This is a genomic window from Leeuwenhoekiella nanhaiensis (assembly GCF_002744755.1).
In the GTDB taxonomy this organism is placed as follows: domain Bacteria; phylum Bacteroidota; class Bacteroidia; order Flavobacteriales; family Flavobacteriaceae; genus Leeuwenhoekiella; species Leeuwenhoekiella nanhaiensis.
The window spans coordinates 1-26301 of the sequence record NZ_KZ319291.1; the positions used below are offsets into that span (position 1 = coordinate 1).

General features: G+C 42.7%; 16 protein-coding genes. 7 read left to right on the forward strand and 9 right to left on the reverse strand.

Features of this window, described 5'->3' with window-relative positions; genetic code table 11:
- Positions 1-6: 6 nt before the first annotated feature.
- The 3 genes from CJ305_RS10695 to CJ305_RS10705 are packed head-to-tail and all read right to left on the reverse strand — an operon-like array spanning position 7 to position 5066.
- The gene (locus tag CJ305_RS10695; protein ID WP_143469374.1) at positions 7-780 is read right to left on the reverse strand and encodes a hypothetical protein; all 774 of its coding nucleotides are present in this window, start codon (positions 778-780) and stop codon (positions 7-9) included.
- A gap of 37 nt (positions 781-817) precedes the next feature.
- Positions 818-3847 carry an AAA family ATPase gene (locus CJ305_RS10700; protein ID WP_099646274.1) on the reverse strand — a complete coding sequence of 1010 codons (3030 nt, stop codon included), beginning with the start codon at positions 3845-3847 and terminating at the stop codon, positions 818-820.
- Between the two features lies 1 nt (position 3848).
- Complete coding sequence (locus CJ305_RS10705) at positions 3849-5066, reverse strand: exonuclease SbcCD subunit D C-terminal domain-containing protein (RefSeq protein WP_099646275.1); 1218 nt, start codon at positions 5064-5066, stop codon at positions 3849-3851.
- Positions 5067-5349: 283 nt separating this feature from the next.
- Between CJ305_RS10705 and CJ305_RS10710 the strand changes: the two genes are divergently transcribed.
- On the forward strand, positions 5350-7734 hold the full coding sequence (locus CJ305_RS10710) for a T9SS type A sorting domain-containing protein (protein ID WP_099646276.1): 2385 nt from the start codon (positions 5350-5352) through the stop codon (positions 7732-7734).
- A gap of 70 nt (positions 7735-7804) precedes the next feature.
- On the opposite strand, the gene CJ305_RS10715 is transcribed toward CJ305_RS10710, so the two are convergent.
- Positions 7805-8986 carry a BamA/TamA family outer membrane protein gene (locus CJ305_RS10715; RefSeq protein ID WP_189319430.1) on the reverse strand — a complete coding sequence of 394 codons (1182 nt, stop codon included), beginning with the start codon at positions 8984-8986 and terminating at the stop codon, positions 7805-7807.
- A 321-nt stretch (positions 8987-9307) separates the two neighbouring features.
- On the opposite strand from CJ305_RS10715, the gene CJ305_RS10720 reads away from it, so the two are divergent.
- Positions 9308-12361, forward strand: coding sequence for a CHAT domain-containing protein (locus tag CJ305_RS10720; protein WP_099646277.1), 3054 nt, complete (start codon positions 9308-9310; stop codon positions 12359-12361).
- 69 nt (positions 12362-12430) lie between these two features.
- Here the strand turns inward: CJ305_RS10720 and CJ305_RS10725 are convergent, their stop codons facing one another.
- Positions 12431-13561 carry a TlpA family protein disulfide reductase gene (locus CJ305_RS10725; RefSeq protein ID WP_099646278.1) on the reverse strand — a complete coding sequence of 377 codons (1131 nt, stop codon included), beginning with the start codon at positions 13559-13561 and terminating at the stop codon, positions 12431-12433.
- 295 nt (positions 13562-13856) lie between these two features.
- On the opposite strand from CJ305_RS10725, the gene CJ305_RS10730 reads away from it, so the two are divergent.
- The 4 genes from CJ305_RS10730 to CJ305_RS10745 all read left to right on the forward strand — a co-directional run bounded on the left by CJ305_RS10730 (position 13857) and on the right by CJ305_RS10745 (position 19575).
- The gene (locus CJ305_RS10730; RefSeq protein ID WP_099646279.1) at positions 13857-15314 is read left to right on the forward strand and encodes an alpha/beta hydrolase family protein; all 1458 of its coding nucleotides are present in this window, start codon (positions 13857-13859) and stop codon (positions 15312-15314) included.
- Positions 15315-15353: 39 nt separating this feature from the next.
- The gene (locus CJ305_RS10735; RefSeq protein ID WP_099646461.1) at positions 15354-16727 is read left to right on the forward strand and encodes a S41 family peptidase; all 1374 of its coding nucleotides are present in this window, start codon (positions 15354-15356) and stop codon (positions 16725-16727) included.
- A gap of 188 nt (positions 16728-16915) precedes the next feature.
- On the forward strand, positions 16916-17380 hold the full coding sequence (locus tag CJ305_RS10740; RefSeq protein ID WP_099646280.1) for a (2Fe-2S)-binding protein: 465 nt from the start codon (positions 16916-16918) through the stop codon (positions 17378-17380).
- A 5-nt stretch (positions 17381-17385) separates the two neighbouring features.
- A complete protein-coding gene (locus tag CJ305_RS10745) occupies positions 17386-19575 on the forward strand; it encodes a molybdopterin cofactor-binding domain-containing protein (RefSeq protein WP_099646281.1) in 2190 nt (729 codons plus the stop codon).
- Between the two features lie 90 nt (positions 19576-19665).
- On the opposite strand, the gene CJ305_RS10750 is transcribed toward CJ305_RS10745, so the two are convergent.
- Positions 19666-24366 carry a glycosyl hydrolase gene (locus CJ305_RS10750; RefSeq protein ID WP_099646282.1) on the reverse strand — a complete coding sequence of 1567 codons (4701 nt, stop codon included), beginning with the start codon at positions 24364-24366 and terminating at the stop codon, positions 19666-19668.
- Between the two features lie 310 nt (positions 24367-24676).
- Here CJ305_RS10750 and CJ305_RS10755 point away from each other — a divergent pair, with 310 nt between their 5' ends.
- Complete coding sequence (locus CJ305_RS10755; RefSeq protein ID WP_099646283.1) at positions 24677-25120, forward strand: VOC family protein; 444 nt, start codon at positions 24677-24679, stop codon at positions 25118-25120.
- Positions 25121-25201: 81 nt separating this feature from the next.
- Here the strand turns inward: CJ305_RS10755 and CJ305_RS10760 are convergent, their stop codons facing one another.
- The 3 genes from CJ305_RS10760 to CJ305_RS10770 all read right to left on the reverse strand — a co-directional run bounded on the left by CJ305_RS10760 (position 25202) and on the right by CJ305_RS10770 (position 26181).
- Entirely contained in the window at positions 25202-25573 is a 372-nt protein-coding gene (locus tag CJ305_RS10760; protein ID WP_143469375.1) for a hypothetical protein, read from the reverse strand.
- Between the two features lie 88 nt (positions 25574-25661).
- Positions 25662-25946 (reverse strand): type II toxin-antitoxin system RelE/ParE family toxin, encoded by a 285-nt coding sequence (locus CJ305_RS10765; protein ID WP_099646285.1) that lies wholly within the window; start codon positions 25944-25946, stop codon positions 25662-25664.
- Between the two features lies 1 nt (position 25947).
- The gene (locus CJ305_RS10770) at positions 25948-26181 is read right to left on the reverse strand and encodes a ribbon-helix-helix domain-containing protein (protein ID WP_099646462.1); all 234 of its coding nucleotides are present in this window, start codon (positions 26179-26181) and stop codon (positions 25948-25950) included.
- Between the last annotated feature and the right edge of the window lie 120 nt (positions 26182-26301).

The following is a 26301-nucleotide window of genomic DNA, read 5'->3' on the forward strand; positions in this document are numbered from 1 at the left end:
TTTAACTTACACAGTTAATAGGATAGTGTCATAGTAGGTAAACGTTATTATACTGACGCCATCGTCCTGAGTTATGGGATAACCGTCTGAATCGTAGGTATACGTGTAGTTTTCTTCCCAGATAACCCGGTTGTCTGATAAATTTATTCTTTTAGAAGATAAAACATTATTTACTCTCGAAGGAAAATCTTCCCACAATAAAAAATGAGGTTTAAGATGTCTAAAGGGATTTATCTTATCATCGTATGTATACTGAATTTCAGATTCGGTATTTGAATCAACAATCGTTTCTTGTAAAACTACATTTCCGGCGGCGTCATAGCTGTAAACATAAATACTTCGTAAGTCCGGGTCATCCTGTGCGTAATACGCAATATTTTGAATACGATTATTTAGAATCGTAAATTGAAAGGTTTCATCTAAAAAGTTTTCATTGTAAATGTCTTTACGCGTCACCAGTACTCCATTTTCGTAAATATATTCCTCAAAATAGTCGTCATAGACAGCATTTATATCCCTTTTTTCTGAGCGAATCAGTAGACCGCTTTCATAAATATATTCCCTGATAAAATCTTCAAATTCATTGGATGTAGATATGGCGTAATCTAATGTTTGATCTTCATTATAAAACAACTCAATCTTATAGTTACTTTCTCCTGACTTCTCGTAGGTTTTTAGAAGCTTAACAGTTTCCGGAGAGTTATCTATAGTATTCTCAGAACCTGAGTCACATTGAATAAAAAAGAATAAACATAAAATGGCGAAAAGATAATTCTGCATAGTAAGATTATTATCCAAGCAATATAAAATTAAATATCTAAACCACCTTTAAGGTGCTATATCCCTGTCCGTTTTGCGTAAGCTGAATTTGGGTGGCGATACGCTCTTTCAGACTGTCTACGTGGCTGATGACGCCAATCATCTTGGACGATTCTGCTTGCAGCACTTCAAGAGTATCAAGGGTTTGATCCAGGGTTTCCGGGTCGAGTGTACCAAAACCTTCATCAATAAAGAGGCTGTTGATTTCAATATTTCGCGAAGCCAAATCAGACAAGGCCAATGCCAGCGCCAGACTCAAAATGAAGGTCTCGCCGCCACTAAGCGTTTTAATAGAACGGCGTTGCCCGCCCATATGCTCATCAATGGCTACCAGACTGTCATCCTCTTCATCACCCGGCTGATCAATGCGGTAGCGGTCTGTAAGTTGTATCAGGCGTTTATTGGCCAAAAGCAGTAATTGCTGCAAGGTAAGATCCTGCGCAAAATTGTTGAATTTGTCTCCTTTAGAATCGCCAATTAATTCGTTAAGAATGTACCAGTGTCTCGATTCTTCAATACTGGTGTTTATTTCCTGCAGCAGTTGCTCGATGGCTTCGAGGTTTTGTTTTTGATTTTTTAGCAATCGCGAAACCTCATTAAATCCGGTTTCATTTTTTGTCAGGGCTTCATTCTGCTTGAGCTGCTGTTGTTTCAGTTCCTCGAGAGGTATTTCACCGGCGGTTTCTTTTAAGCTGGCAATAGCTTCTTTAAGTTTGGAATGTAAGGTATTAAGCCGAAGCAGGGCATTTTGTAAATTTTGATGCTCGGTAGCCAAAGCCTGAGCTTCTCCTAACGGTAAGCGCTGTTGTAAAGCCAGTTCGATAGAGTCGTAGCCCTTTTGCTGCAGTGCAGCAGTCAGCTTTTCGCTCAATCTGCTCAGCTGCTCCTGCACTTGTTTTGCGGTGGTTTCAGCTGTTTTTAAAAGCTGCTGTTGCTGTTGCAGATTTTGTTCATTGCGGTTCCAGTCGGTTTCGATGCTGTTGATGGTATGCTCGAATTCTGAAATTTTCCCCGTAAAGCGTTTTTCGATTTCATGAGAAACCTGTTTTCCCTGTTTTAATAGCGTACTCAGGTCTTCAGCCTGACTCTTTAAGGTGTTCAACAGCTTGAGTTCATTTTCCAGGTTTTCAGCCTGATTAAGCTCGCGTTCCTGTTCTTCCAGACTGTTTTCAAGCTCTCTAAAACTGCCTGCGGAAACTTCTTTTAAAAGGTCTTTAAATTCTTTGTCAAAGTTTTCCTGCTCGGTTTTAAGCTGGGCAGTCCCCACGTTGATGCGCTCCTGAATGAGTTTTTCCTGCTTTTCCAGTTGGCTTAGCGAGGTTTCGGTAGCCGTACGTTTTTTGGATAACTCGTTAAGTTCCTGCTTTAGCGTGTCAATTGCCGTTTTGAGTCCGTTTTCTGCTAACGGAAGATCTTCTGCATACGGGTGATGCAGCGCACCACAGAGGGGGCAGGGCTCATTATCGTTTAATTCACGGCGGTAATCACTGAGTTGCTTTTGCAGATTCTCGATCTCCAATTTGCTTTGTTTGGCTTCGAGCTGAGCTTCTTTAAGTTCGATCTGAGACTTTAACGCATGCAGCTGTTCCGGTAAACCTTTTTGTTGCGCTGTGATTTGTGTGGCTTCGTTTTGCCGTTCCTGCAAGACGCTCTTGAGATGCTCTATTGCAGTGGCGCTTTTTTCAGCCTGGCGCAATTGCTTCAGTTGTTGTTGAAGTTTTTCCTTTTTATCGCTTACCGCCTGATTCTTGAGATCAAAACGAACTTCAAGCTCCTCATAGGTTTTCTGTTTACTGGTTAGTTTACGCTGTACTTCAGCCTCAAATGCAGTAGAATCGGAAGGATCGCTGTCAAAATGAAGTGGCGATGCCAGACTTTTGAGATGGGTTTTGGTATTGGTAAAACTGGTGGCGATGGTATTGCGCTTCGCTATCAACTTGCGTAAATCCGTTTTATAAGCGTCCAGCTTTTTGGAAAAATGCTCGGGTGAAACATCCAGCTTAAACACTTCACTGATTTCATGTTTAAGTCGGTTGCGTTCTGCTTCAGCAGTTTTGATCTCCTCGCTTGCTGTCGTGATTTCACTTTGCTTGTCTTTAACTTTTTCGGTAAGACTTTGCCAGGTGTTGAGGTCGTCGCCATATACCTGAATCTCCTGATGCCGCTTGAGTTTGAGTCCTTTTTCGGCATCAAATTCCTGCTGACGGACTTTTAGTTCGCGGAGTTCGTTTTCGGTTTTAGCCAGTTCGGCCTCTTCCTGCCGGAGTTTGGTTTTCAGGTCGATTTCCTTAGCCAGACGTTCCAGTTTCGACTTAATCGCTTCGCGTTCCTGCTGCAGTTTTTCGCCTTCGGTTTGCTTTAGTTTATAGACTTCTTCTTCTAATAATTGCTCTTTATAGGTTTCAATTTTTCCTTTTTTAGCGTCAATAGCAGCTGCACGTTCTTTGTTTTTCAGAAACACTTCCTGCCCGATACGGCGGTAGATTTCGGTTCCCGTTATTTTCTCGAGCAAAGCCCCGCGTTCTTTTTTGGGCACCTGAAGAAACTTGGCAAACTCGCCCTGAGCCAGTACCACACTTTTGATAAACTGATCGTAGCTCAGCCCGATGAGTTCTTCATTCTTCGCAGGCACATCTGATTTTTTCAGGTCTAAAAGTGCACCGCTCTCCAGATCTTCCAGCTCCATATGGTAGTCGCGTAAATTCCCGGTGCGGGCGGTAGAGATCGACCAGGTAGAAGCAAAAATACCGGCTTTGCAACGGTAGGTTACTTTGGCGAAAGCTTCGCTCTGATTCCGGGTAAGGATCGCGCCTTTTTTCAGGATTTCGTTAGTACTCATTTTACCCAGACGCGGCACCTGATTGAAAAGCGCCAGCGAGATCACATCGAGAATCGTGGTTTTGCCGCTTCCGGTAGGTCCCGTGATCGCAAACAGACTGTTTTGCAGAAAGGGTTCCTGGGTAAAATCGATATGATGTTCCCCACGCAGGGAATTGATATTTTGAAAATCAATTTTTAATAGCTTCATTTTAGGCCGGGTCTGCGTTGGTAATTTGTTCTAAAACTTCCTGAAAGGCTCGGGTCACCTGAGCTTTGATTTCAGCATCGTAAGTGTGCTGTTCCAACATTTTGGCAAAAACTTCCCGGGGTTTTAAATCTTCAAGCTTTTGGTGCGCATCAAAGAGTTTTCCGGTTTCGCGAAGTTGGTTTTTAAAGCTCGCACGATGCTTAACGATCTCCATACCGGGCTTTTCAAACTGCGTCACCAGATCGTCTAGTTCATTGATGAGCCTCGCATCAAAATCTTCTTCGAGCAATTCGACTTCAATCAGATTGGTGAGTTCGCCTTCGGCGGAAAGCAGGCTCAATTTGGCTTTGATTTGGTCTAAAGTGCCACTCACTTTTATCAGCTTACGAAAAGCAGGAACAGCGATGCTTTGCGGCTCAAATCCCGCTTCAGTATCCAATATTAGTACGCGTTTTTCATCTTTCCGCTCACTAAATGAAAGCGGTAGAGGCGAGCCGCTGTAAAAAGCGGGAATTGCCGCGTTGATGCGCTGCGGTTTGTGAATATGACCTAAGGCCACATAACTGAAATAGTCACCAAACTGACTCGCCTGAAAAGCCGCCTGATTGCCTATTTGAATGTCGCGCTCACTTTCGGAGGACTCGATTCCGGCGGCATACAAGTGCCCCATCGCGATCACGGGAAGACCCGGGAATTGCTGTTTACAAAGCGCGGCTGCCTGCGCAAACACGGCTTCGATTCCTTTGCGGATGGCTTCTATACGGTTGTCATAGCTCACCCCTTCTTCGGCAGCGCGCAGATCACTATCCCGCAAAAACGGAATCGCTACCACGACCAGTTCAACTTCACCTGCTTTATTGCGGATAGGGATGAGGCAATGAGCGGGGTCCTGAGGCATCCCGCCGATGATGTGTACGTTAAGTGCTTCGAGAATTTCACGAGGAGCATCCAGCATAGAGGGCGAATCGTGATTGCCGCCGGTGATCATGATTTTGCAGTTGAGGTTGCTCAGCTTTTTGAGTGCCAAATAGTACTGGCGGCGGGCTTCGGCCGAAGGATTGGCCAGGTCAAACACGTCACCCGAAATCAAAACCACTTCAACCTCATGCTCCTGTATGCAGTTAAGCAACCAGGTTATAAAGCGCTCAAAGTCTTCGTGGAGGTAGTGTTTATGTAGCTTTTTGCCGATATGCCAGTCGGCGGTATGGAGGATTTTCATGTGCCCGGTTTTAGTCGCGTAGGAGGAAAGCCGAAGTTACAAAAATTGGAAAGGTTAACTATTCAAAATTAGTGGTGGTAATGGGATTTTGGATGAAATAGACTAAGTATTATTTATAATTGTAATTTTTTATTAAATAGAATTATTGATTGTTTTAAGGATTTCCTCAATACGGCTAAATATCTAAATACTATATTTAGCCGTATTTTGAAGTCTTGAATGTTGAAATGCTTTTACAGCTTATTTTTCTCGGGATCAATATTCATTAATCCACTATTCTCATATGAAGATTTTTAGCTTTGTTTTTTTATTGGTTCTAGTTTTAAAAACTTACGGTCAATGTCCAACCCAAGCCGTGCAACTTACGACTCAAGAGCAGATAGATGCTTTTAAAGTAACTTATCCTAATTGTACTGAATTAAATGTATCGCTTTCTGTAAGTGATAATATTGGAACGATCAAGAATGTAAATGGACTATCCAATATTGAAATCATAAATTCTTCCCTAAATCTATCAAGGTTAGACAGTTTGGTAGATTTTAATGGGTTGAATAATCTGAAAGAAATTAATGGAGATTTTAGTTTATCAAACACAAATCATCCTGGTTTGGCAGGTCTTCAAAGTCTTAAATTTATTAAAGGTAATTTTGATTTCTCTTACAATAGTCTGCCAGATTCAGCAATATTATCATCTCTTAGCCAAATTGGAAGAAATTTTAGTATTCGCAGTAATGATGATTTATCCTTACTTAGTAATCTCAGCTCATTGGATTCTATTGGAGGGGATCTAAATTTTGGAAGTAATCGAGACAAATATATAAAGGGCCCCAATATGTTGAGAGTGGTTTCGGGCAACGTTTTATTTACTGGAAATAATTCTATTGAAATTTCAGGATTTGAAAATTTAGGAGGGATTGGTAAGTCTATAACTATAGAGAATAACTCAAATCTTTTAAACCTCTCAGGAATGAGTAATTTAAAAATTGTAGGAGGAGACTTTGAAATTGAGGACAATGAAAAACTAGAAATAGCAGGTGGTTTTGATATTCTTGAGGAAATACTAGGAAATTTAGGACTTTACAGAAATCATAATTTAAAATCCTATGATAGCTTCAACTTTTTAAAATCAATAGGTGGAGATTTGAGATTTATTCAAAGCCGCTCTCAGGAAATACGGGGGTTTGAAAACTTGTTACGTATTTCAGGTACATTTAGTTGTTATAGCAGCAGCACTGGAATTATTGGGTTTAATAAATTAAAGGAGATAGGAGGAGCCTTTTCAATTGATGAGAACCGTTCATTGAAAACGATTGATGGTTTTCGAGCCTTAGAAATTATAGGTGGTTCATTCAACCTTTATAAGAACGAAGAGCTTATCTCTCTAATTGGCTTTGAAAAATTACAGAATGTCGAGGGTAGTTTCAGAATTATGTATAGCCTTAAGCTAGAAGTCATAAGTAAATTTGAAAGTTTAGAAAACCTTAATGGTGATTTTTTCCTTTTTGTACATTCCTTGAAAAGTTTAAATGGATTCAACGCTTTAAAAAGTGGTGTCTCTGATTTTCAAATCAGAAGTGGATATCAACTGGAAACTATTTCAGGATTCAATACTCTTCAAAAAATAGATGAAGGTTATGAAGTGTGGAAATTTAGAATTGAGAATAATCCAAATTTGATTTCGATTTCAGGTTTCAATGGACTTAAAGAAGTTAAAGGCGGAATGCAAATCTACGATAACCCTAAACTCCAAAATGTTAACGGATTTTCTGCTATAGAGTTAATCGAATATGGAATTCATTTTAAAAATAATTCAATTACTAACCTTGATGAATTTAATAATTTAAAAACACTGGGATATTTTAGTTTATCTAGTAATTCTGGAGTTTGTTCAATAAGAGGTTTTAATTCTTTGGTTGATCATATGGGACAATTTTTCATATATAATTCGACTATAAGTGATTTAAGCGGTTTTAGCAATGTTAATTCAATGGAATGGGTGAGTTTTAATGACACATCCATTGAAAATCTTACTGGTTTTCAAAATTTAAAACGTATTGATATTAATTTTGATATGACGTCTTGTGATGTTACCCATTTTTCCGGTTTTAATAGCCTTACCGATATTGGTGAAGAATTAAATATTAATATAAATACCGGATTTCAGAAAATTGACGCTTTTGAAAACTTGAGGAAAATAGGAAAACGAATTTATTTAGGAAATAATGAAGATCTAAATAACATCGGGTCATTAGATAATATTGAAGAAGTAGGTAGTTCGATTAGCATCTATAATAATCCTAATCTGAGCGTCTGTAATATTAATATTGTATGTCAACTTTTAGAGGAAGGCCGTGCCGGTGTTGAGTATAACAAGGAAGGTTGTAACACAAAAGAAGAAGTGAGTGCTGCGTGTAAGGGTAGTCTAAAAATAGATGATAATAACTCAGACTTGTTCAGTTTTTATCCTAACCCAACCAACGATTATATAAAAGTAAATTATCCTACAGAACTGCCAGAACGCATAGAATTACTAGATATTAGTGGAAAGATACTAAAAGACACCAATCAGGTTGAAACTTTAGATTTGAGAGAGTTTGGACCAGGGATTTATTTTTTAAAATTTATCTTTGACCAAAGGACTTACTCTAAGAAAGTCGTGAAAAATTAAAGTTTAATAGGGTGTTTATTTTAAGAATACGGGTGCATTTAAAAATGCGAATTAAATTGGTTTTAAACCACTAAAACGCCTCTCCAATACTCAGATAGAAATTGCTTCCGTCTCGTGTAAAGGCATAATCAAAGCGTATAAAGATGTCTTTTTGCTTAAAAAGCAGAAAGCGGGCCCCTGCTCCGGCCGACCATTTTAAGTTATTCATTCGTATTTCATCCCAGCCGTCAAAAACTTCGCCCACGCCGGTAAATACTGTTGCTCCTATACGGTCACTAAAGCCCAACTTTAGCGGTAAAAAACGGTATTCTACCTGAGCCGCGATTTGATTGCGGTCTCTAAACCTTCCGTCAAAATACCCCCGCATAATGCTTTCACCGCCCAGATAGGACAACTGGTTAAAGGGCACATCACCTCCAAAGTTAAACTGCCCGATGAGCTGTGCGGCCAATACATCGTTTTTACCAACCGGAGTAAAAAAGCGGCTGTCTGAAGTGATGAGTTGGTATTTGACATCACTTTGCCAAAACGGATTGTAATTGAGATAGGCAAATTCACTAAAAAAGGCATCACGTTCGTTAAGCACATTATGGCGCTCATCATAAACAAAACCGATACCCATACCAAAATTGGTTGAGCCGTTAGCGCCAAAAGGTAACTCGATATCCAGGGGTTCATCACTGTCTTCGGGAGACTCAAAGCTCACATTGGTAAGGCTGCGAAAATCGGTTTCCAGACCTATATAAAAATTGTCAAGAACCTTGCGTAATACCCGCTCTTTAATCTGAATCTGCGTCGCATCTACGATAGCGATGTTGTCTTCGGGAACGTCATTGCCAATACCATAATATTTCAAAGGGAACTGTTCAAAATCAAGATCTCCCAGAAAAAACCATTTGTCCTGATCTGAGTAAATCGCGTGGTTGATGCGCAGGCCGTATTGGCCATTAAACGTAAAAAAGGCATAGGCGTTGATTTCGCTAAGCCTGTTATTGGTGTCTTCATTGGCATAAAAAACCATTAAAGGCACAACACCAAATTCTAAACCCGTTTCAGGACGAACGCCCATAACCGGATAAATGAGGAATTGCGATTTTTCCTGCGAAACGGTGTCATTAAAAATTTTATTGATGTATCGGGTGATGAAGCCTTTTTTGCGGGAATCTTCCGGGGATTCCTGTGCAGAAGCAGAAAGGCCGATGAAAAGCAGGAGGCCTGTCGCCAGTAAAACCGGGTTTATAGTCTTTTTCATAGGCGTCAAAGTTAGGCCAATAAGGGTTCTGCAGATGATAAATGAATGTTAAGCAACTGGATGGATTTTTCGACTTTCAGGTATAACCGAATGGCTTAAGGTTTTGTGACTCTAAGTTACCGTACGAATCAAAAGGGAGAAATACTTTTAGAAAGAAGAGGTATAAAGTGCAGTTTTAAAGTCGTCGTGTAGCACTATGATTAGGTTTTGGCAGATGATCTCAAGAAGTCTTACGGCTAAAATCACATTTTTCCATAAAACTTAACTTCTTCTATTTGAGTAAGAAAGGTATTTTTCTATTTTTAAAGTTTTGTTAAAAATATGAAAAAATCAGCCATACTCCTTGCGCTGGTTCTGCTCTCCCTAAAGCTGACCGCCCAAAGCGATTCGCTCTACTCGCGTGCTTACGATACCTATAGGTTGTACAGCACTGAAGCCAAATCTTTACTCAGACCCAGGGCAGACAGCCTTCTGGTTCAATACCTCCGGACGGCATCTGAGATGGAAACAGATTATTTACCTGCCCGTATTATGAACCTGGCGACGGGAGCTTTTGCCGATCGGGCCGTTCAATTTGATACGGCTCAGATAGCTCCAAAAATTAAAAGCCAGCCGCTCTTTCAGGCTTTTAAAAATGCCTATACCCTGAAAGCAGAAGATTTTAAAAACCCTTTGAATCTTCACAAGCGTCTTACTACAGATTCGCTCGTGGCAGAACGGGAGGGAGGGGATCTAAAAGCGGAATATTTCGCTCAAATAACCGAAGCACTTTACAATCAACGACAGTATTCACTGGCTGAAACCTACGGAAATCGTGCATTGCAACTTATTACGGAAGAAAACCGTTACGAGCCGGTGCAATTGCATCGTATGCTGGGCGGTATTTATTATCAAATGGGTAATCGCAAGAAGGCAATTGGGCATTTTAAGCAATGTTACGATCTGGCGCTTGATGAAGACGTGCAGGACAGTAATGTGATAAGCAGTATCGCCTGGAATATGGGAGCCCTCAGCTATTCCAATTCCAGATATGAGGAAGCACTTCCATACCTTATAGAATCTGCTAAACATTACGAGATCGCTAACGGAAACACACCGTATCTCATTTCACGCTATGCATTGCTTGCCGATTGCTATTACTACACTTCCCAGTTTAAAAAAGCGCAGATCGCTGGTCTCAAGGCTAAATCCCTTGCCGAAGATGTAATTAAAACCGATGATGTCTATCTCAGCGGATTGGTAGCTTCATCGCTATCCCGTATTTACGCCACTCAGGGTAAGTTTGATGAGGCCCGTGCCCTGCTCAAACCTGCTTTACAAAACACACTTAAGGCCTATGGTGAAGCTTCTTCATTAAGCGCTGCCTTTACGGGTGACCTGGCACAACTGGAAGCGAGTGCCGGTAATCTGGATACTGCTGAGGTATACTTTAAAAAGGCCCTCGATATGGCCCGGGGTACAGACCGCATTTATACCAATACGGCAGCCCTCACCGAATTGATTGGGTTTTATAGCGGCAGTGACCAAATAAGCAAAGCAGGGCCCTATATCGATGAGGAGAAAAGCCTTCTGGTTGAAAACAAGGATACGACTTCGGTGATCTTTTATGCCAATCGGTTTTATAAAATAAGAGCTCTTATGGCCAACGGAGACTACGACGAAGCCGGGCAATTGCTTCAGGAGCGCGCAAAGGGCTTGTCTAAACTTTCAGGAGTAGAAAGTTCACATATTGAAAACCTGATGTTATCGCTTAGCCTAATGCAAAAGCAATACGAAGCCACAAAAGAGAAGACTTACTTGGAAGAAGCTATGAGTCAGCTGGACACCTATATCGAAAAACTGGTTCGGCAAAAATCTTCCCTCACCTATGATGCTTCCAAAATTTTCTACGGCGATCAGGTTTCAGACCAGATTCCTGTTGCTCTTGATTTGATTTATGAAAATTTAAAAGAGCACCCCACGTCAGAGAATTATACCAGAGCCCTTCGGTTTATGGAAATCAACAAAGGCTCAGCACTTCTTGACGGTCTAAAGGCTTCTACCCTGGCAAAAACCTACGGGGTAGACGAGCGACTTTTGGTACAACAGGATACTATTAAGTCTGCCATTGAGGCGATTAACGAAGAACTAAATGCAGCTGTGGTAGCTGATACCAGAGCCGCTTTGATAGATCAACAGTTGGCGCTGCAAAGGCAGGAAGAGGCTTTAAACGCACAATTAAAAGAAAATTATCCCCAGTACTATCAGGCCAGTACCTTGTCTTTATCAGAAACTTCCGCGTATTATCAAAAGAATTTATTAGAATCCGGTGAGGTGGTTCTTGACTATTTTCTTGCTGATGACACCGTATACCTTTTGCAGCTCAGTAAAGATCAGGTGAGTTTGCAAAAAATGACCGGTGCCGAAGGACTTAAAAGTAGGGTTGAGCGCTTATATGTCAGCCTGAAAGAAAGGGCATGGTACAAGGAAGATATTGATGCTATTTCTGCGATGCTTCTTCCTCAATTGCCGGCTGCTTTTACAAGACTTACCATTATTACTGATGATGTGCTAAGCAGTATTCCGTTTGAAATCTTAAAGTCAAACGGTAAAATGCTGATAGAATCGGGCCCAGTGCGTTATGCCGGTTCGTTACAACTGCTCGATGAGCAGGTTAAGCTAAAAACTAAAAAGGGTACCAGGTGGCTGGGATTTGCACCGGAATATGCTAATGCTTCGCTACAGGCCAACTTTGAAGAAGTAAACCGTATTGCTGAAAAGATGCAGGGCAGGGCAGTTACCGGTAATGCGGCTACCAAAACCCATTTCAAAGAGCAGCAGGGCGATTACAGCATTTTGCACCTGGCTACACACGGCAGGCTTGACGAGATTAATCCAATGAATAACAGCCTGCTTTTTGCGGATACTGAACCCGGTGCAGATGCTGAACTCAGTGTACTCGAGATATACGGTTTAGAACTCAATGCAGGTCTGGCCGTGCTCAGCGCCTGTAATACAGGTAGTGGTAAGTATGAAAAAGGAGATGGGGTGATGAGTCTTTCGCGTGCGTTTAATTATGCCGGCGTATCGAGTACTCTGGTGAGTTTATGGCAGGTTCCAGATAGGGAGACCGCGCAAATTATGACCGCTTTTTATGATTACCTGAAGGAGGGCAAAGCCAAAGATATAGCCTTGCAATTGGCTAAACAGGATTACCTGAAAAGCACTACAGATGAAGCGTTAAAGCATCCGTATTATTGGGCGGGATTTGTTATAAGTGGTGATGTATCCTCGGTAACTTCCACTTCGTATGTTTGGTTTGGGTTGGGGCTACTACTGCTAATTGTAATAAGTTTTTTTATATTCATAAAAATCAGAAACAGAGGTATGAAATAGCTTAATAGCTCAAATTTTTCAAGGGTTTTAGTTATACAGGTTTAAATTCTTACTAATTGGAAAAAAAATTTAATTTTCTGGAAAATAGGTGGCTAGACGTTCATCCAGATCATGCCTCCCATTAAAATAACTCGCCACTATTTTCCCTTCTGGGTCTATAAGATAACTTGTGGGTATTGCTTGTACTTTGTACATTAGAGATACGTCACCTTGAGTTCCTTCTGGCTCAACCAGATTGGTCCATATCAGTTTGTCCTGTTCAACCGCTTTACGCCATTTAGTTTCATCAAAGTCTAGTGAAATACTTACAATTTCGAAGCCTTTTTGATTGTAACGCTCATAAAGTTCGAGCAATCCGGGATGTTGTTTTCTACAGGGACCACACCATGAAGCCCAAAAATCGAGATAAACATAGTTACCTTTGAACGAGTCAAACTCTACTAATTCTCCTTTCAGATTGTTAAGCTCAAAATTTTTGGCCATAGCTCCAGGTATCATATCCTGAGAAAGGTTGAGGTATCGGGCAACACGTTTTCCATACTTTGAGTTTTTCACCACGGGAGAGAGCCCATCATATAAATCTTGGGCTTCCTTATTAGACAGGTTCATACTTAATTCTTCTATGAGGTAAGCCGCATATTTGGAATCGGGATGCTCTTTAATGAATCCCACTTTGTCTTCCGTTCTGAGCTCCCAATAAAGCGATCCGTATTTTTGCTTTAAATTCGGATCTTTGGTTTCGCTATATTCAGCTTTATAGCTGTCGTGCAGATGTTTTTTTGGAGCGATCCAGGCCATAAAATCAGTTTGCTGGCCCTGCATTTCACCTCCTGTGATAGGAACATTTTCCAGATATTTTTGGTCCCGAGCATCGATCGTAATATCGGTGTCTTCGACAAAGAAGAACCTGTACCAGTTGCTTTCCATTCCGCTTATCCTTAGCAAATATTTGTCAGCTTCTTCTGCCGGGTTCACTTGAAACGAAAACGTATTTTCAGAGGTATAAGCCGTAAGCACGGGGCTGTTGTCGTCCATATTTTTGATGCTCACCTTTGTGCTGTCTGATAAACCGGTGGTTTGACCTTTAATCAAAAGGCTTTGAGCTGTTGAAGCATTAGAAACCAAAAGGCTAAAGCCAAGTAGTAATACGATGTTCAATAGACTTTTAGGGTTTGAAAGGGAGTTTTTAGTGAAGGTCATAATAGAATATGGGTTGAATGGTTTGCAGTCAAAAATGGCATTACAATGATTTAAATATAAGGCAAATGTTCTTAATACATTTATTTGATTAATTATAACAATCTTATTGTCAAAGACTTGTTAGATTTTCGAATTAATTTCAATTTTAAATGGAAACTAATCTGAAACCTGAAACCTGAATCCGCCAAAACACCTTTGCCCGCGACAAACAACCGCATTAGCAGGGGATTCTACATGGCATCGCTAAGGTCTACCTGATACTTTTGTAAAGTATTAAAACCTTTAAAAAAGTTCTATGCGTCTATTTGAAATTTTGCTGCTGGTATCGCTCACCATTTTACCGTTTTGCTGGAAATTCTTCGCCCGTAAATTCAGTTCTTATTATTTAATAGGCGGACTCGCTGTTCTGATAATCCTCCAGTTGGTCGTTGAAGGCTATCGCTGGCAATTGCTTCCGGCCTATCTGCTTGCCGTGATTTTAGCCTTACGCATACGGTTTGCAAATGCTGAAAATCCGTTTCAATTTTCAGCCCTTAGCGTATTCAGAGGTTTGGGATATCTGTTACTGCTTGTCCCGGCCTGGGTTTTACCACTGGTTTTGCCGGTTTTTAAATTGCCTGAGCCCCGTGGACCTTTCGCCGTAGGCTCAAAAAATATACATCTGGAAACTAACAGACCGGAACCGATCACGGAAAATAAGGAAGATAAACGCCAACTCATGCTCAAAGTCTGGTATCCTGCGATGGCAGATGATACGCCAACTGAAACCTATGTCCCGGGTGCCGGTCGCGATGCTTTTGCGTTAAAATACGGTCTGCCTGCTTCGGCGCTCAATTATCTGGATTATGTCAAAACCTACGTGCATCCAGAAGCTCCATTTGCCGAAGGACGCTTCCCGGTTTTGATTTTTTCGCACGGCTACGGCTCCAAGGCCACCGGGTATTATGCTTTACTGAGTGAAATCGCCAGCCAGGGCTATATCGTCATCAATATGAATCACACCTATGAAAGCCTGGGGACTACCTTTCCGGATGGGAGCGAGGTCTATTTTGATTATGCCTGGCAGCAGCAAATTGCCGCAAATCAGATGGAAACCATTACACCCATTCAGCAGGCTTTTCACGATTCGATCTCCTTTGAGCAGCGCCAAAAGATTGTACGCGATGCCGTGCAGGACTATTTTGAAGGCGATATCCAGGAGCGCTGGGTGCAGGATATGCAGGAGGTTTTAGATCGTTTACCGCAATGGAATAGGAGCGGATTTCTAAAAGACAGGATGAATCTCAATCAGATAGGTGCTTTTGGGCATTCCGTGGGTGGGGGAGCGGCGGGCAGGCTTAACCTGTCAGATACCCGCATTAAGGCTGGAGCCAATCTCGACGGCATTCAATGGGGGACCAAAATAGATACTCTGTTTCAAAAGCCGTTTTTGTACGTTTCGGCAGACTGGCCTGCGGAGCACGAAGACCTGAACGCACACATCTATCACAAGAAAAGCACCGACTATTTTTACCAGGCCAAATTGCTGAATTCCGGGCATCCCAATTTTATGGACATTCCGTTTATGGTTCCTGTTAAAGCTTTGGCAGGTACGGGTAGTATTGATGCCGAAAAAGGCATCCACATCGTAAGCGATCTGGTCACCACCTTTTTTGACCGGCATCTTAAAAAGGAGCCCAATGCCAATCTGGAATCATTTTCAACATCAAGCCTGCTGGAGTTTCAGATTTTTAAAGGCGATTCTATTCGCTAATAAATGCTATTTTTAGCCGAATACATCCAAGGTTCAGCTATGCGTAAACTTCTATTTTTCATTTTAGTGTCTTCGTTTCTGATTTCGGCAAACGCACAATCCCGCTTTTCAAAGCAACAGGTCGCCGAAGATTTAGAGGAGCTCAAAGACTTGCTCATAAATGCCAATTACAATGCGTACGCCTATACTGCAAAAGCCGAATTTGATTCGGTTTACGATGGTTTAAGACCTGAAATTAAAACCGATTCCCTGAATTTTTTGAAAACGACCAACCTGTTTCAGCGGATGGTCGATGTGGTCAAAATGGGTCATACCTCCATTCCGTTTCCTGCGCAGTCGTATATCGAATATGTAAGCGGTGGTGGAACGGTTTTTCCGCTAGAACTTACTTTTGAGGACGATAAAACCTTTGTGCGTAAAAACTGGTCTGCAACTGAAGCACTCCGACCCGGCACTGAAATTCTCAGCATAAATGGGATGCCTATGCCTGAAGTATTGGCGAAACTGCATCCCTATGTGGCCGGTGAGCGGGAGTATCTTAAAAACGCGAAGATTGAACTCTTCTCCTTTCCCAGAATTTACTGGCAGGTGTTTGGCGCTGTCCCTTCTTTTCAGGTCGAAGCGCTTCAGGATGGGAAGTCGGTCTTAGTTGAAGTGCCCGCGGTGGCAGGCATATCCGGTTATGAAAGCCTGCGCAATGAAACACTCGACGGCGTTCAGGATTTCCGCTTTATACAAAACAAAGCCTATATGAAATTGGGAAGCTTCAGCGGGGATGAGGAACAATTTAAAGCCTTTGTTGATTCAGCCTTTACCGAAATACGCAACACCAAAACCGACACCCTGATTCTTGATTTGCGCAACAATTCCGGCGGAAATGACAGCCAGAGCGATTACCTGCTCAGTTATATTGCAGACCGGCCTTTTCGGTGGAATTCGGCCTTCAGTCTTAAAACCAGTAAAGCCCTGAAAGAACACGTACGCAGCGAGCGCGACACCACCGCTGCGTTTTGGAAGGAAGCCCTCACGCACGCTGATGGTGAAATTTACGATTATGCCTTTGAGCCTTACGAGCCCAAACCCGAAGAACAACGTTTTACGGGCACCGTCTATGCGCTGATCAACCGCCAATCGCATTCTCAGGCAGCCGTTACTGCCAGTCAGCTTCAGGACTACGGTTGGGCAACTTTGGTAGGCGAGGAGACCGGCGACTATCCTTCCTTATATGCTTCCGTGTTTTATGTTAAACTGCCTCAGACGGGTATTGTGGTTCAGCTTTCAAAAGGGAAAAGCCTTCGGGTAAATGGGAGTGATGCCGAAGAAGGCGTGATCCCCGATCTCAAAATACGCGATCACCTGCTGGATGATGAGGACGAAATTCTCGACGGACTCCTGCATGTTCTTTCGCGCTAATCGGCGCAAAATTAAGTCTTTAAAATTTTCTGCTTTAAAAACGTCACAGGATTACGTATCTTAGGGCAGCGCTATGAAAACCACCTCAATTCCTGGCCTTTTCGGCTTAAGAATTCGTGCAAACCTTCTTCTTCGGAAAGTTATGGTATTCTGGTGTTAACCTTAAACCCTAGTAAAAACAGCGTATTATGCCACAGTACACCTTAACAATTAACAATCAGGAACATCAGGTTGATGTTGCTGCAGACACGCCCATTCTCTGGGTGCTGCGCGATCACTTAAAACTGGTAGGAACCAAATACGGCTGCGGAATTGGCCAGTGCGGAGCCTGTACCATCCACGTAAACGGAAGCGCGGTACGCTCGTGTTCGCTTCCTGTAAGTGCGGTTGCGGGCGGCTCTATGCAACTCACCACGATTGAAGGTCTATCTGAAAATGCAGACCATCCTGTGCAACAGGCCTGGCTGGAGGTCGATGTGCCCCAGTGTGGCTACTGCCAGGCGGGACAGATTATGAGCGCCGCGGCTTTGCTGAAAAGCAATCCCAATCCCAACGAGGATGAGATCAAGACCGCTATGAGCGGAAACCTCTGCCGCTGCGGTACGTACACACGAATAAACAAAGCAATCGCTCTGGCAGCACAAAAACAATAAGGACTATGGCATTTATTAAAACCAAATACAATCGCAGATCATTTCTAAAGGTTTCGGCGGCGGGAGGTGCCGGCCTGATGTTGCAGTTCAGTTGGCTGCGCGGTATGGCTCAGGATACAAATCCTGCAGAAGAAGCTTTTGATCTCAACGCATACATACGCGTCAATACAGACGGGACGGTGACTATTTTTTCACCAAATCCGGAAATTGGTCAGAACGTAAAAACCTCGATGCCGCTTATTGTGGCCGAAGAGCTTGATGTCGCCTGGGATCAGGTACACGTAGAGCAAGCGCCTTTAAATACCGATAAATATCAGGGCCAAATTGCCGGTGGTAGTCAGTCTATACGCCGCAGCTGGGATGGTCTGCGTATGGCAGGAGCTTCGGCAAGACATCTGTTTTTAGCCGCAGCGGCTAAAAAATGGGATATCCCTATTGAAGATTTAATCACGGAAGACGGTCAGGTAAAACACCTGCCTACCAATCAGTTTGTGGCCTATCCCGATCTCATTCAGGATGCTGTGATGATTCCGGTACCGGAAGAAGTAAAACTAAAAGATCCTGCCGACTTTAAACTGATAGGGACTGCGGTTAAAAATGTAGATGGTATGGGCATTGCGACAGGTAAGCCGCTTTTTGGTCTTGACTATATGCGTGATGATGCGCTTATCGCAATGCCGATACATCCGCCGGCTTTCGGTCAGAAGCTTAAATCTTTTGATGCCACGGCTGCCAAGGCGATGCCGGGAATTCACGATGTATTTACCATCAATACCACGCTGGAGAAACCCCAGTGGTCTGATGTCAATGCGTTTAATGAGCTCGTAGTCGTGGTAGGTGACAGCACCTGGCAGGTGATGCAGGCTAAAAAAGCCGTTGAGGTAAGCTGGGAGACTGTTGAGGAGCTTGAAGATACTGCCACTCACCAGGAGAAGATGGAACAAGTCTTCAGCAGCGGAAATGGAGAAGTGAAGCGTAAGGATGGCGATCCTGATGATGCTTTTGCAAAAGCAGATAAAATTGTTGAGGCCAGTTATTACGGTTCGTTTTTAGCTCATAATACGATGGAGCCGATGAACTTTTTTGCCGATGTACAGGCAGATAAAGCTGAGCTGGTTGGGCCTATTCAAACTCCGGAATCTTTGCGTAAATCAGCTTCGGCACTGTTGAATATTCCGGAAGAAAATATCACTGTCGATATGACACGTATGGGTGGTGGTTTTGGCCGCCGTTTGTATGGAAATTTCGGACTTGAAGCGGCAGCGATTTCGCAGAAAATAGGCAAACCGGTAAAACTGGTTTACAGCCGCGAAGACGATATGACTCAGGGAACCTATCGCCCTTCGTATATGTTGAAGTACCGTGCAGCGCTTGATGCTGATAAGAATTTGATAGGTTTTGAAGTACGCGGCTCGGGAATCCCTGAGAGCCCTATTTTTGAAAACCGCTATCCTGCAGGAACCGTAAGTAATTATAAAGCAGAAAATTTTGGAGTGGAAACTGCGATTTCCACCGGAGCCTGGCGTGCGCCGCGGTCTAATTTTACCGCGGGAGCCGAGCAATCCTTTTTGGACGAGGTTGCTGAAGCAGCAGGTAAAGATCCTATAGATTTCAGACTGGAGCTTTTTGATAAGGCGATCAGCAATCCGGTAGGGGAGCGCAACGATTACGATCCCGAGCGTTACGCCGGCGTGCTCAAACTGGTAAAAGAAAAAAGCAATTGGGGAGCAGAACTCGACGGTGTTTACCGTGGTGTTTCGGCGTATTACTGCCACAACTCCTACGTGGCTCAGGTAATTGATTTGGTTAAAGATGAAGATGGCAATCCCGTGATCAAAAAGGTTTGGGCCGCTGTTGACTGCGGAATCGTGGTCAATAAAGAAGGTGCGCTCAACCAGATTGAAGGCGGAATCGTAGACGGTCTAGGTCACGCGCTGTACAGCCAGCTTACTTTTGAAAAAGGTAAAGCCATGCAGCAAAACTTTAACCGCTACCGACTCATCAAAAACAACGAGGCACCGGCAGAGATCGAAGTCTTTTTTGTAGAAAACGGTATTGCACCCACCGGTCTTGGTGAGCCCGGTTTACCACCGGTAGCCGGTGCCTTTGCCAACGCGATGTACAAAGCAACCGGAAAACGCTATTACCGCCAGCCCTATATGATCCTCGATCAGCAGGAGAAGGTATTGGGTTAATCAGCAATTTTTACCGGAATTAAAAAGCAAGCGACCCGAAAGGGTCGCTTGTTGTTTTAAGGAAATTAGAAAGGTGTTGAGATGCCGTTCTTAATCTACAATAACTTTTATAGATTCGGTTTTTGTGTTTGTAGCAACCTGCACAATATAAATCCCTGAGCTGAATTGCCCCAATGTATTTGTCACGCCATTTGCCAGATTGCCATTACCCAGCAATTGCCCTGTTATGGTATACAAACGGTAAGAAGCGCTTGCGTCACCTGAATAATTGCAGTAAAGTGTACTGTTAGCACTAAAAAGCTGAATACCTTTATCTGATGAGGAATTTTTCTCAGTTCCCAGTCGCTCTGTGTCGGCCAGTTTTTCAATTTCTTCTTTAGGTAATCCGTAATTGAAAATTTTAAACTCGTCATAGCTTATTTGGGACAGCGGGTCCGGGTATTGTGATTTCCCCAGATAATTTGCTGTTGTATTCCCAAGATCAGCAGGTTTTAAGGTTACTTCAGCACTTCCAGCAGCATTTCCGTTGACGTACAGGGTCGCGGTATTTCCGGCCTGTACAATTGCCACGTGCATCCATTCATTTAGGGAGAGCGTGAGATCGGTACTCACCCGGTTTCGGGTGCCGTCATGTTCAATTTCGTACTGAAATTTTCCACTTCCGTTAGCGGCCTCAAGCGCCATCCAGTTGTCTGTGCCCGTACCAAAATCGAAAACACGATTCCAGTTTGAAAGCTGATCCAGCTTTATCCAGGTGGATACCGTAAAATCAGTCAGTGCACTTACAACCCCTTCAGGTAACTGAATGTAACCGCCGCCTGTAAGATGTATGGCATTTTGCTTAGCACCGGTTTCACGGGTAAAAGTGGTCATCGCCAGGGCGTCTTTCATATTCCAGACATCAAGAACTTTATCGCCTTCACCCTCAAAATTGAAATAGAGGTGTCTGCCGTCTTGCGGTTTAGCTTCAAAGATCTCGTTGTTTTCCTGTTCACCGGCAGCAGTAAACGGAACTATTTTAAAAAAATAGGATGTGCCATTCGTGAGATTTTGATCCACATACGGTGTGCCGGTAACCGTGGCTAGGGTTTCAAAATTACCATCAGCCGCATCGGCACGTTTGATGTAATAACTTTCATCGTAACGGGCATCCCAAAATAGACTGACCTGGGCATCTGCTGCGCCTATACGAACACCGTTTACAGCATCAGGAATGCTTACTGCCGGTGTTGTAACGGCCAGTGTTTCTGTAAAAGTACCTGTACCTGCAGTATTTAAAGCTGCTACACGATAGTAATAGGTGGTTGAGGCAGTAAGATTTTCATCAATAAACGTCAGTTCTGAAAAATTGCTGGCAATATCCGTATAGGTTCCGTTTGCGATGGCTGCACGCTGTAAAACATACGAACTTGCATTTGCAGGAGCTTCCCAGTTTAAAGCAATGCGAAACGGAGATAGTGCTTCACCGGTAAAGCCTGTTGGAGCTTGTGGTAATTCTTCTTTTACAAATTGAACGACATTTGACCAGGGTGATGCCGTACCATCTTTACCAATAGCGCGTATGCGGTAATCTGCCTTCTCCTGTATACCGTCTTCTTTAGTAAGCACAGTAAAATCTTCGGTCTCAAAAAATGCCGAAAAGTTTGATTCTCCTTCTAATTTACGTTCTACAACGTATTTAGAAATCAAATCAAAATTGTTGCCGGTCCATTTCAAATCAATGGACTTGTAATCATCTGCAACCTCATATTCTAAAACCGGAGCAAGGGGTTTCCAGGTGGTTGTGTATTCATATGCCGTTTTAAAGGCTTTTTCTGAAGCATTAGCTGCATAGTATTGTCCGGCAGGGGTTAATACCACTTTGATGGTACCGCTATCGCCTTCCCAGCTGGCCACAACAGGAGCGGTTTTTAACCATTCGTAATTTGTGTGATTTGGATTTCGTGATCTGAAAGCGTCGTCAATGGTCACAAACATAGCCCGTGCATCTTCTACCCAATTGTAAATGGAATAGCGTTCTACATAATCGGTATTGTCAAGCAGATCTAGAATTGCGATGAGGTCATTTTTGTGTTTTTGGGCGTTGGCGTCAGTCAAAACCTGAGGGCCATCCGGAAAATTATTACCTGTCCAGTTTGCTCCTATATTCCATTCGGTAATCCATAAGGGTCTTTTATATCGGTTGTAGATGTTTTGTAGATCGCTTGCCCACTGGCTCGGAGATTTGTACCAATAGCAGTGTATGGCCATATAATCTACCCGGTAATTTCGGGCTTCGGCCTGTTGCATAAAATCACCCAGCCAGGGATTAAAAGGATCTGAGGTTGCGGGAGAACCCAGTCTGAGACCAGACTGAAGTAATCCCGGCCAGCCGTCAATTGCTCCCTGTACATCTAAATTAGCCTGATCGGGACGATCCGGTTCGTTATAACCCAGAAGATGCGTATAGCCTTCTTTAGTATTCGCCGGCCCCAGGTCTGGCCACCAGCGTGTTTGACGAATAGGAACGTATTCAATATTTGGAGAGCTGTTTAAGCCCGTATTCCAGTTGTAATACCAGGTGATATCAAGTGCGGCCTGTTCGGCATCACCTCCACCGGCAAGACCTTTTTTGCTTACTTCGTGCCATTTCATTGTGCGTATAAAAGAAACGGTCCCATACAAGTACGGTTGTAAAACCGGAATTTCGAGATCTTCGTCTTCCGCAATAAAAACCCGGCTGTAGCCTGTACCGTTTGCATTAGAAGCCAGAGTAGCCATAAAGCCTTTCTTCAGCTTGAGAGACTTAATTTTATTATCCAGATCGCCCAGATTGTTATGTGGAGTCACAGTCACGAAGGTTTGAGACTGTCCGCCATAATTTTCTTCGGTGTAGACGGTAAGCGGACTGTAATCTGAAGCATACGTTGTCAACCGGCTGCCTGCACCTGATGCGCTTACCGAAACATTTGTACCTTCAACAGCGTTGGCCCCGTCTACACGTATAAATTGTAAAACCGAAGCTATAACTTCCGAAGGGCGAAGCTTGTCAAAATACACAACAGCATCATCACTGATATTAAGCCGCGCATTGATGAGGGGATTTACCGGGTTACTGAGGTGCAACCGGGTATTACCTGTGAGATTTAAGTTGGTTTTAGCATAACTTATGGAGCTTAGGTTTTGACTAGTGATTGTTTGCTCTACCGTTGAAGGAGCAGAGACCGGAGTGGGAGCGAAGGTGTCTGCCTCAAAGCTGATGTAATCTAAAGTTGCATTGAGTGTCCCTTCATTATGATTTCTTCCGATGATGAGCTCTTCAGTTTCTTTTTTCAATACTGAAAGATTGGCAAGTCCAAAGCTTCCTGACGCTGCCTCAACAATTAGAAAAAAGGTACCGTCTGCCGAAGGTGTAAAGGTAAGCGCCTGGGTTTTTAGGCGGTCTGAAACCGGAAAGGAGGTTGTTTTTAAAACAGAGCTCCCGTCTGGATTGCCGGCAATACTCCAGGTCAAATCGCTTGTGGTTCCGTTGAGGCCTTCCGCAAGAGCTGAAAATTCATAGGTTTGATCAGCCTGCAAGTCTATAGGAAAGGAAAACTTGCGCGTACCGGAAACATTTTCCCAGTTGAGGGCTAAAATACGCCCTTCAAAATTACCGTCGTCTTCTTCGAGAAGGTGCCCTGATGTAACATCAAGATAGCGAACTCCAGCTGTGCTGTTTGCTGTAGCCCAGTTTACACCGGCATCGGTACTTGCCCAGCCATATTGGTCAGGACTGCCTTTCTGATCAATGGCCAGACCATCCCATTTGTTAATCAGGTCGCTTGACTTGAGTTGGAGTTGCCCAATACCGTACAGCCCCCAGTCGCCGGTAATGGTCAGATAGTGTTTGCCACTAGCGGGTGCAGTAAAGGCGAGCTTACCCTCTCTAAGTCTAAAATTAGCAGCAGTAGTATAGCTTTCTGAGAAGAGTCGGTTTGTTCCTGCCTGGTCTGAAGAGATAGCTACCTGCAATTTGGCACCGGGGGACGTATTAGCGACAAGCTCATATAACCATGAAAACTCGTAAGAAGCTCCTACCTTAAGATCTATGGGATAGCTGTAGGTTGAGGTACTGTAATCATTACCATCCCAGCGGATATACATCAGGCGTCCGTTAAAGGTTGAACCGTCGCTGTCCAGAACATGTCCCGAAGATAAATCCATATACCTTACACCAGAGCCGGCGTTTGCGGTATTGAAAATCGAAGTGATTTGATTGTTGCTCCATCCGTAGTCTGTGGGTTTGCCCGAGTTGTTACCGGGTGTTCCGGCCCAGGCACCCAAAAGATTATCAGGGCCGTAAGTCACAGGGTTTGCACTATCAGAACCCGAAATCTGCTCTAATTTTTGAGAAGTTAAATAATATCCGTCCAGATAAATGTGAAGGTCATCACCGTCTACTATATAACGATAAGTTTGCTTCTGAGCATTATCTACCGAAAGGCTGAGATTTTGTGGAGCATTCAGGTCTGTCGTTAGGTTTAATTCAGTTTTAGAAAGACTGGTTCTAAAACCCCTTCCCAATTTGTTTTTGTAAAATACATCAAGGCCTCTGCCTGTCGCCGCGTCAATCTGTGCCGGAAATTCAAGACTGAAATGAGAAGCATTTTGCGTGTGGAGCTTCACGGTATCTTTGGAGCTGTCAAATACTGCTTGTGTACGCAGATTTTCATTGAGACTGCTCTGCACCGGGAATGCAGGGACCTGAGCACGAAGGTTGGTCAGACTAAGCGTAATTATGACTAATAGGAAAAGGTAATGTTGTTTCATAGGTTATAGTTGTTAGCGAAATCGATATCGTAAAAAAGCAATGGTTGAGCTTTTAGTTTGTTTGGTATACAAGTTTCTTAAAATGGCGGCTTTTATTCAGGGGGTATTTGGGGTAAACTAGAGGGGTAAAGTGTTCAACACACATTTATTTTAGGGACAGACCTGATATAGGGGCTATGCTGACTCCAGAATTGTTTTTTGAATGGTTGTAAGATTCTCTTTCAGGAAATTAAAAATCTGTTGTAAAAGCTTGTTATCTTTAGAATAGCGTAAAGCCTTGATATTTAATTAACCAAAAGCAAGAACTGAAATGGCATCAATCAACCCATACATTCATTTTGACGGCAATGCCGAGGAAGCCTTTGTATTTTATAAATCTATTTTTGGAGGAGACTTTGCCATGCTGATGCGCTTTAAAGACGTGCCTGCAAATCCTGATTTTCCCATAGATGATGCAGATGGCAACCGCATCATGCACATCGCATTACCCATAGGTAAAAGTGATATCCTGATGGCCAGTGATATTCATCCCGGACTGGGGCCTTTAAATCATCGGGAAAACCGAAGTAAAATTTCGATTAGTGCCGAAACTCTTGAGGAGGCCGAAAAGTTATTTAAGGGTCTGTCTGAAGCAGGCGAGGTAGAAGTTCCTTTTGCTGAAAGCTTCTGGGGTTCTCATTTTGGAATGTTTCGGGATAAATATGGGATCGAGTGGATGATTGATTACGACCCAAAGTATCGGGGCGAGGGATGATAACCGGTAAACCTGTTCATTTTTCCCGATTATTAGTGATCTAAATTTTTTTGAACTTAAAAATTAGTGGCAGAATCCCTACTAAGGTATTTCCTTAATTAGAATGGTATCGGCCTTAATAGTAAGTTCATAAAGGTCTGAAATGGGCCATCCATTGATGTAATATCCAAATCTTTTGAGATGTTGCTCATCATTGATCCTGAATGAAAGGAAGTATGACCCATCTGTTTTTGGGACATGGCTCATATCGATTTGGTAATCCAGATTTTGATTGGGTTTAAGACCAGTTACTTTATCCGGATTTTGATTGGGTTCAATACTTAAGGAATCAATCTGAAAAGTGGTGTCGTTTTTAATTTGGAAGTTGACGGTAGTCTTATTTTCGCAACCGGAACAGCATACTATAATTAAAATTAAAATAGATAGGTAGGTTTTAAGCATTGTTTTTTCCATAATTGATATTCGGAAATATGTGATTGTATGTGCGTAAACATACTCAAACTAGTTATTAAATCACAGTCTTAGTTATTTAAAAGTTCTTTCAAAGTATATTCTTCATATCCTGCCGACCTATAATGGTCATGATCTCAACAGTATCAGTATTGATTCTATAGTATATGGTATCTACTCCGCAAACACAACGTCTGTATCCTTTTTTAATACGATCTACCGCTTCAAAAGCATATGGATTTTCACTAATGCGATCAAAATATTCAAAGAAGCGGTTATAATACTGTTCAGCCTGTGTACTGCCGAATTTATAAACGCCGTATCTGTAAATGCGAATTAAATCTTCTTTAGCCGTATTACTAAGCCTGTAATTCATCTTAATCAGAAGACTTAGCCTGAGCTAATATATCTTGTTTACTGTCGGTTGTAAAACCACTGCGTTCGGCTTCATCGAGTTTTGTTCGTATCCAGTCTATCTCAGCTTGCTGTTTGCGGGCTTGCCTAACAAGGTCATTGATCAATTCACTTTTACTGGTGTATTCCTGTGAGTCAACCTGTTCTTTTAACCAGTCATCATTGGGTTTTGTAAAGGAAATACTTTGACGTGCCATAATATCAAGTTTGATGTAAATATACACCAATTCTGCATCAGAATATTGAAAAGGATACATCACCTGCCGCTCCTGCGCGATTGTATCGCGCTGAGTTTATTCAAGCTTCTTATGTATAAT

Bases quoted from the DNA above. Each gene is read 5' to 3' on its own strand.
- CJ305_RS10695 (WP_143469374.1), bottom strand. From the start codon at position 780: ATGCAGAATTATCTTTTCGCCATTTTATGTTTATTCTTTTTTATTCAA.
- CJ305_RS10700 (WP_099646274.1), bottom strand. From the start codon at position 3,847: ATGAAGCTATTAAAAATTGATTTTCAAAATATCAATTCCCTGCGTGGG.
- CJ305_RS10705 (WP_099646275.1), bottom strand. From the start codon at position 5,066: ATGAAAATCCTCCATACCGCCGACTGGCATATCGGCAAAAAGCTACAT.
- CJ305_RS10710 (WP_099646276.1), top strand. From the start codon at position 5,350: ATGAAGATTTTTAGCTTTGTTTTTTTATTGGTTCTAGTTTTAAAAACT.
- CJ305_RS10715 (WP_189319430.1), bottom strand. From the start codon at position 8,986: ATGAAAAAGACTATAAACCCGGTTTTACTGGCGACAGGCCTCCTGCTT.
- CJ305_RS10720 (WP_099646277.1), top strand. From the start codon at position 9,308: ATGAAAAAATCAGCCATACTCCTTGCGCTGGTTCTGCTCTCCCTAAAG.
- CJ305_RS10725 (WP_099646278.1), bottom strand. From the start codon at position 13,561: ATGACCTTCACTAAAAACTCCCTTTCAAACCCTAAAAGTCTATTGAAC.
- CJ305_RS10730 (WP_099646279.1), top strand. From the start codon at position 13,857: ATGCGTCTATTTGAAATTTTGCTGCTGGTATCGCTCACCATTTTACCG.
- CJ305_RS10735 (WP_099646461.1), top strand. From the start codon at position 15,354: ATGCGTAAACTTCTATTTTTCATTTTAGTGTCTTCGTTTCTGATTTCG.
- CJ305_RS10740 (WP_099646280.1), top strand. From the start codon at position 16,916: ATGCCACAGTACACCTTAACAATTAACAATCAGGAACATCAGGTTGAT.
- CJ305_RS10745 (WP_099646281.1), top strand. From the start codon at position 17,386: ATGGCATTTATTAAAACCAAATACAATCGCAGATCATTTCTAAAGGTT.
- CJ305_RS10750 (WP_099646282.1), bottom strand. From the start codon at position 24,366: ATGAAACAACATTACCTTTTCCTATTAGTCATAATTACGCTTAGTCTG.
- CJ305_RS10755 (WP_099646283.1), top strand. From the start codon at position 24,677: ATGGCATCAATCAACCCATACATTCATTTTGACGGCAATGCCGAGGAA.
- CJ305_RS10760 (WP_143469375.1), bottom strand. From the start codon at position 25,573: ATGGAAAAAACAATGCTTAAAACCTACCTATCTATTTTAATTTTAATT.
- CJ305_RS10765 (WP_099646285.1), bottom strand. From the start codon at position 25,946: ATGAATTACAGGCTTAGTAATACGGCTAAAGAAGATTTAATTCGCATT.
- CJ305_RS10770 (WP_099646462.1), bottom strand. From the start codon at position 26,181: ATGGCACGTCAAAGTATTTCCTTTACAAAACCCAATGATGACTGGTTA.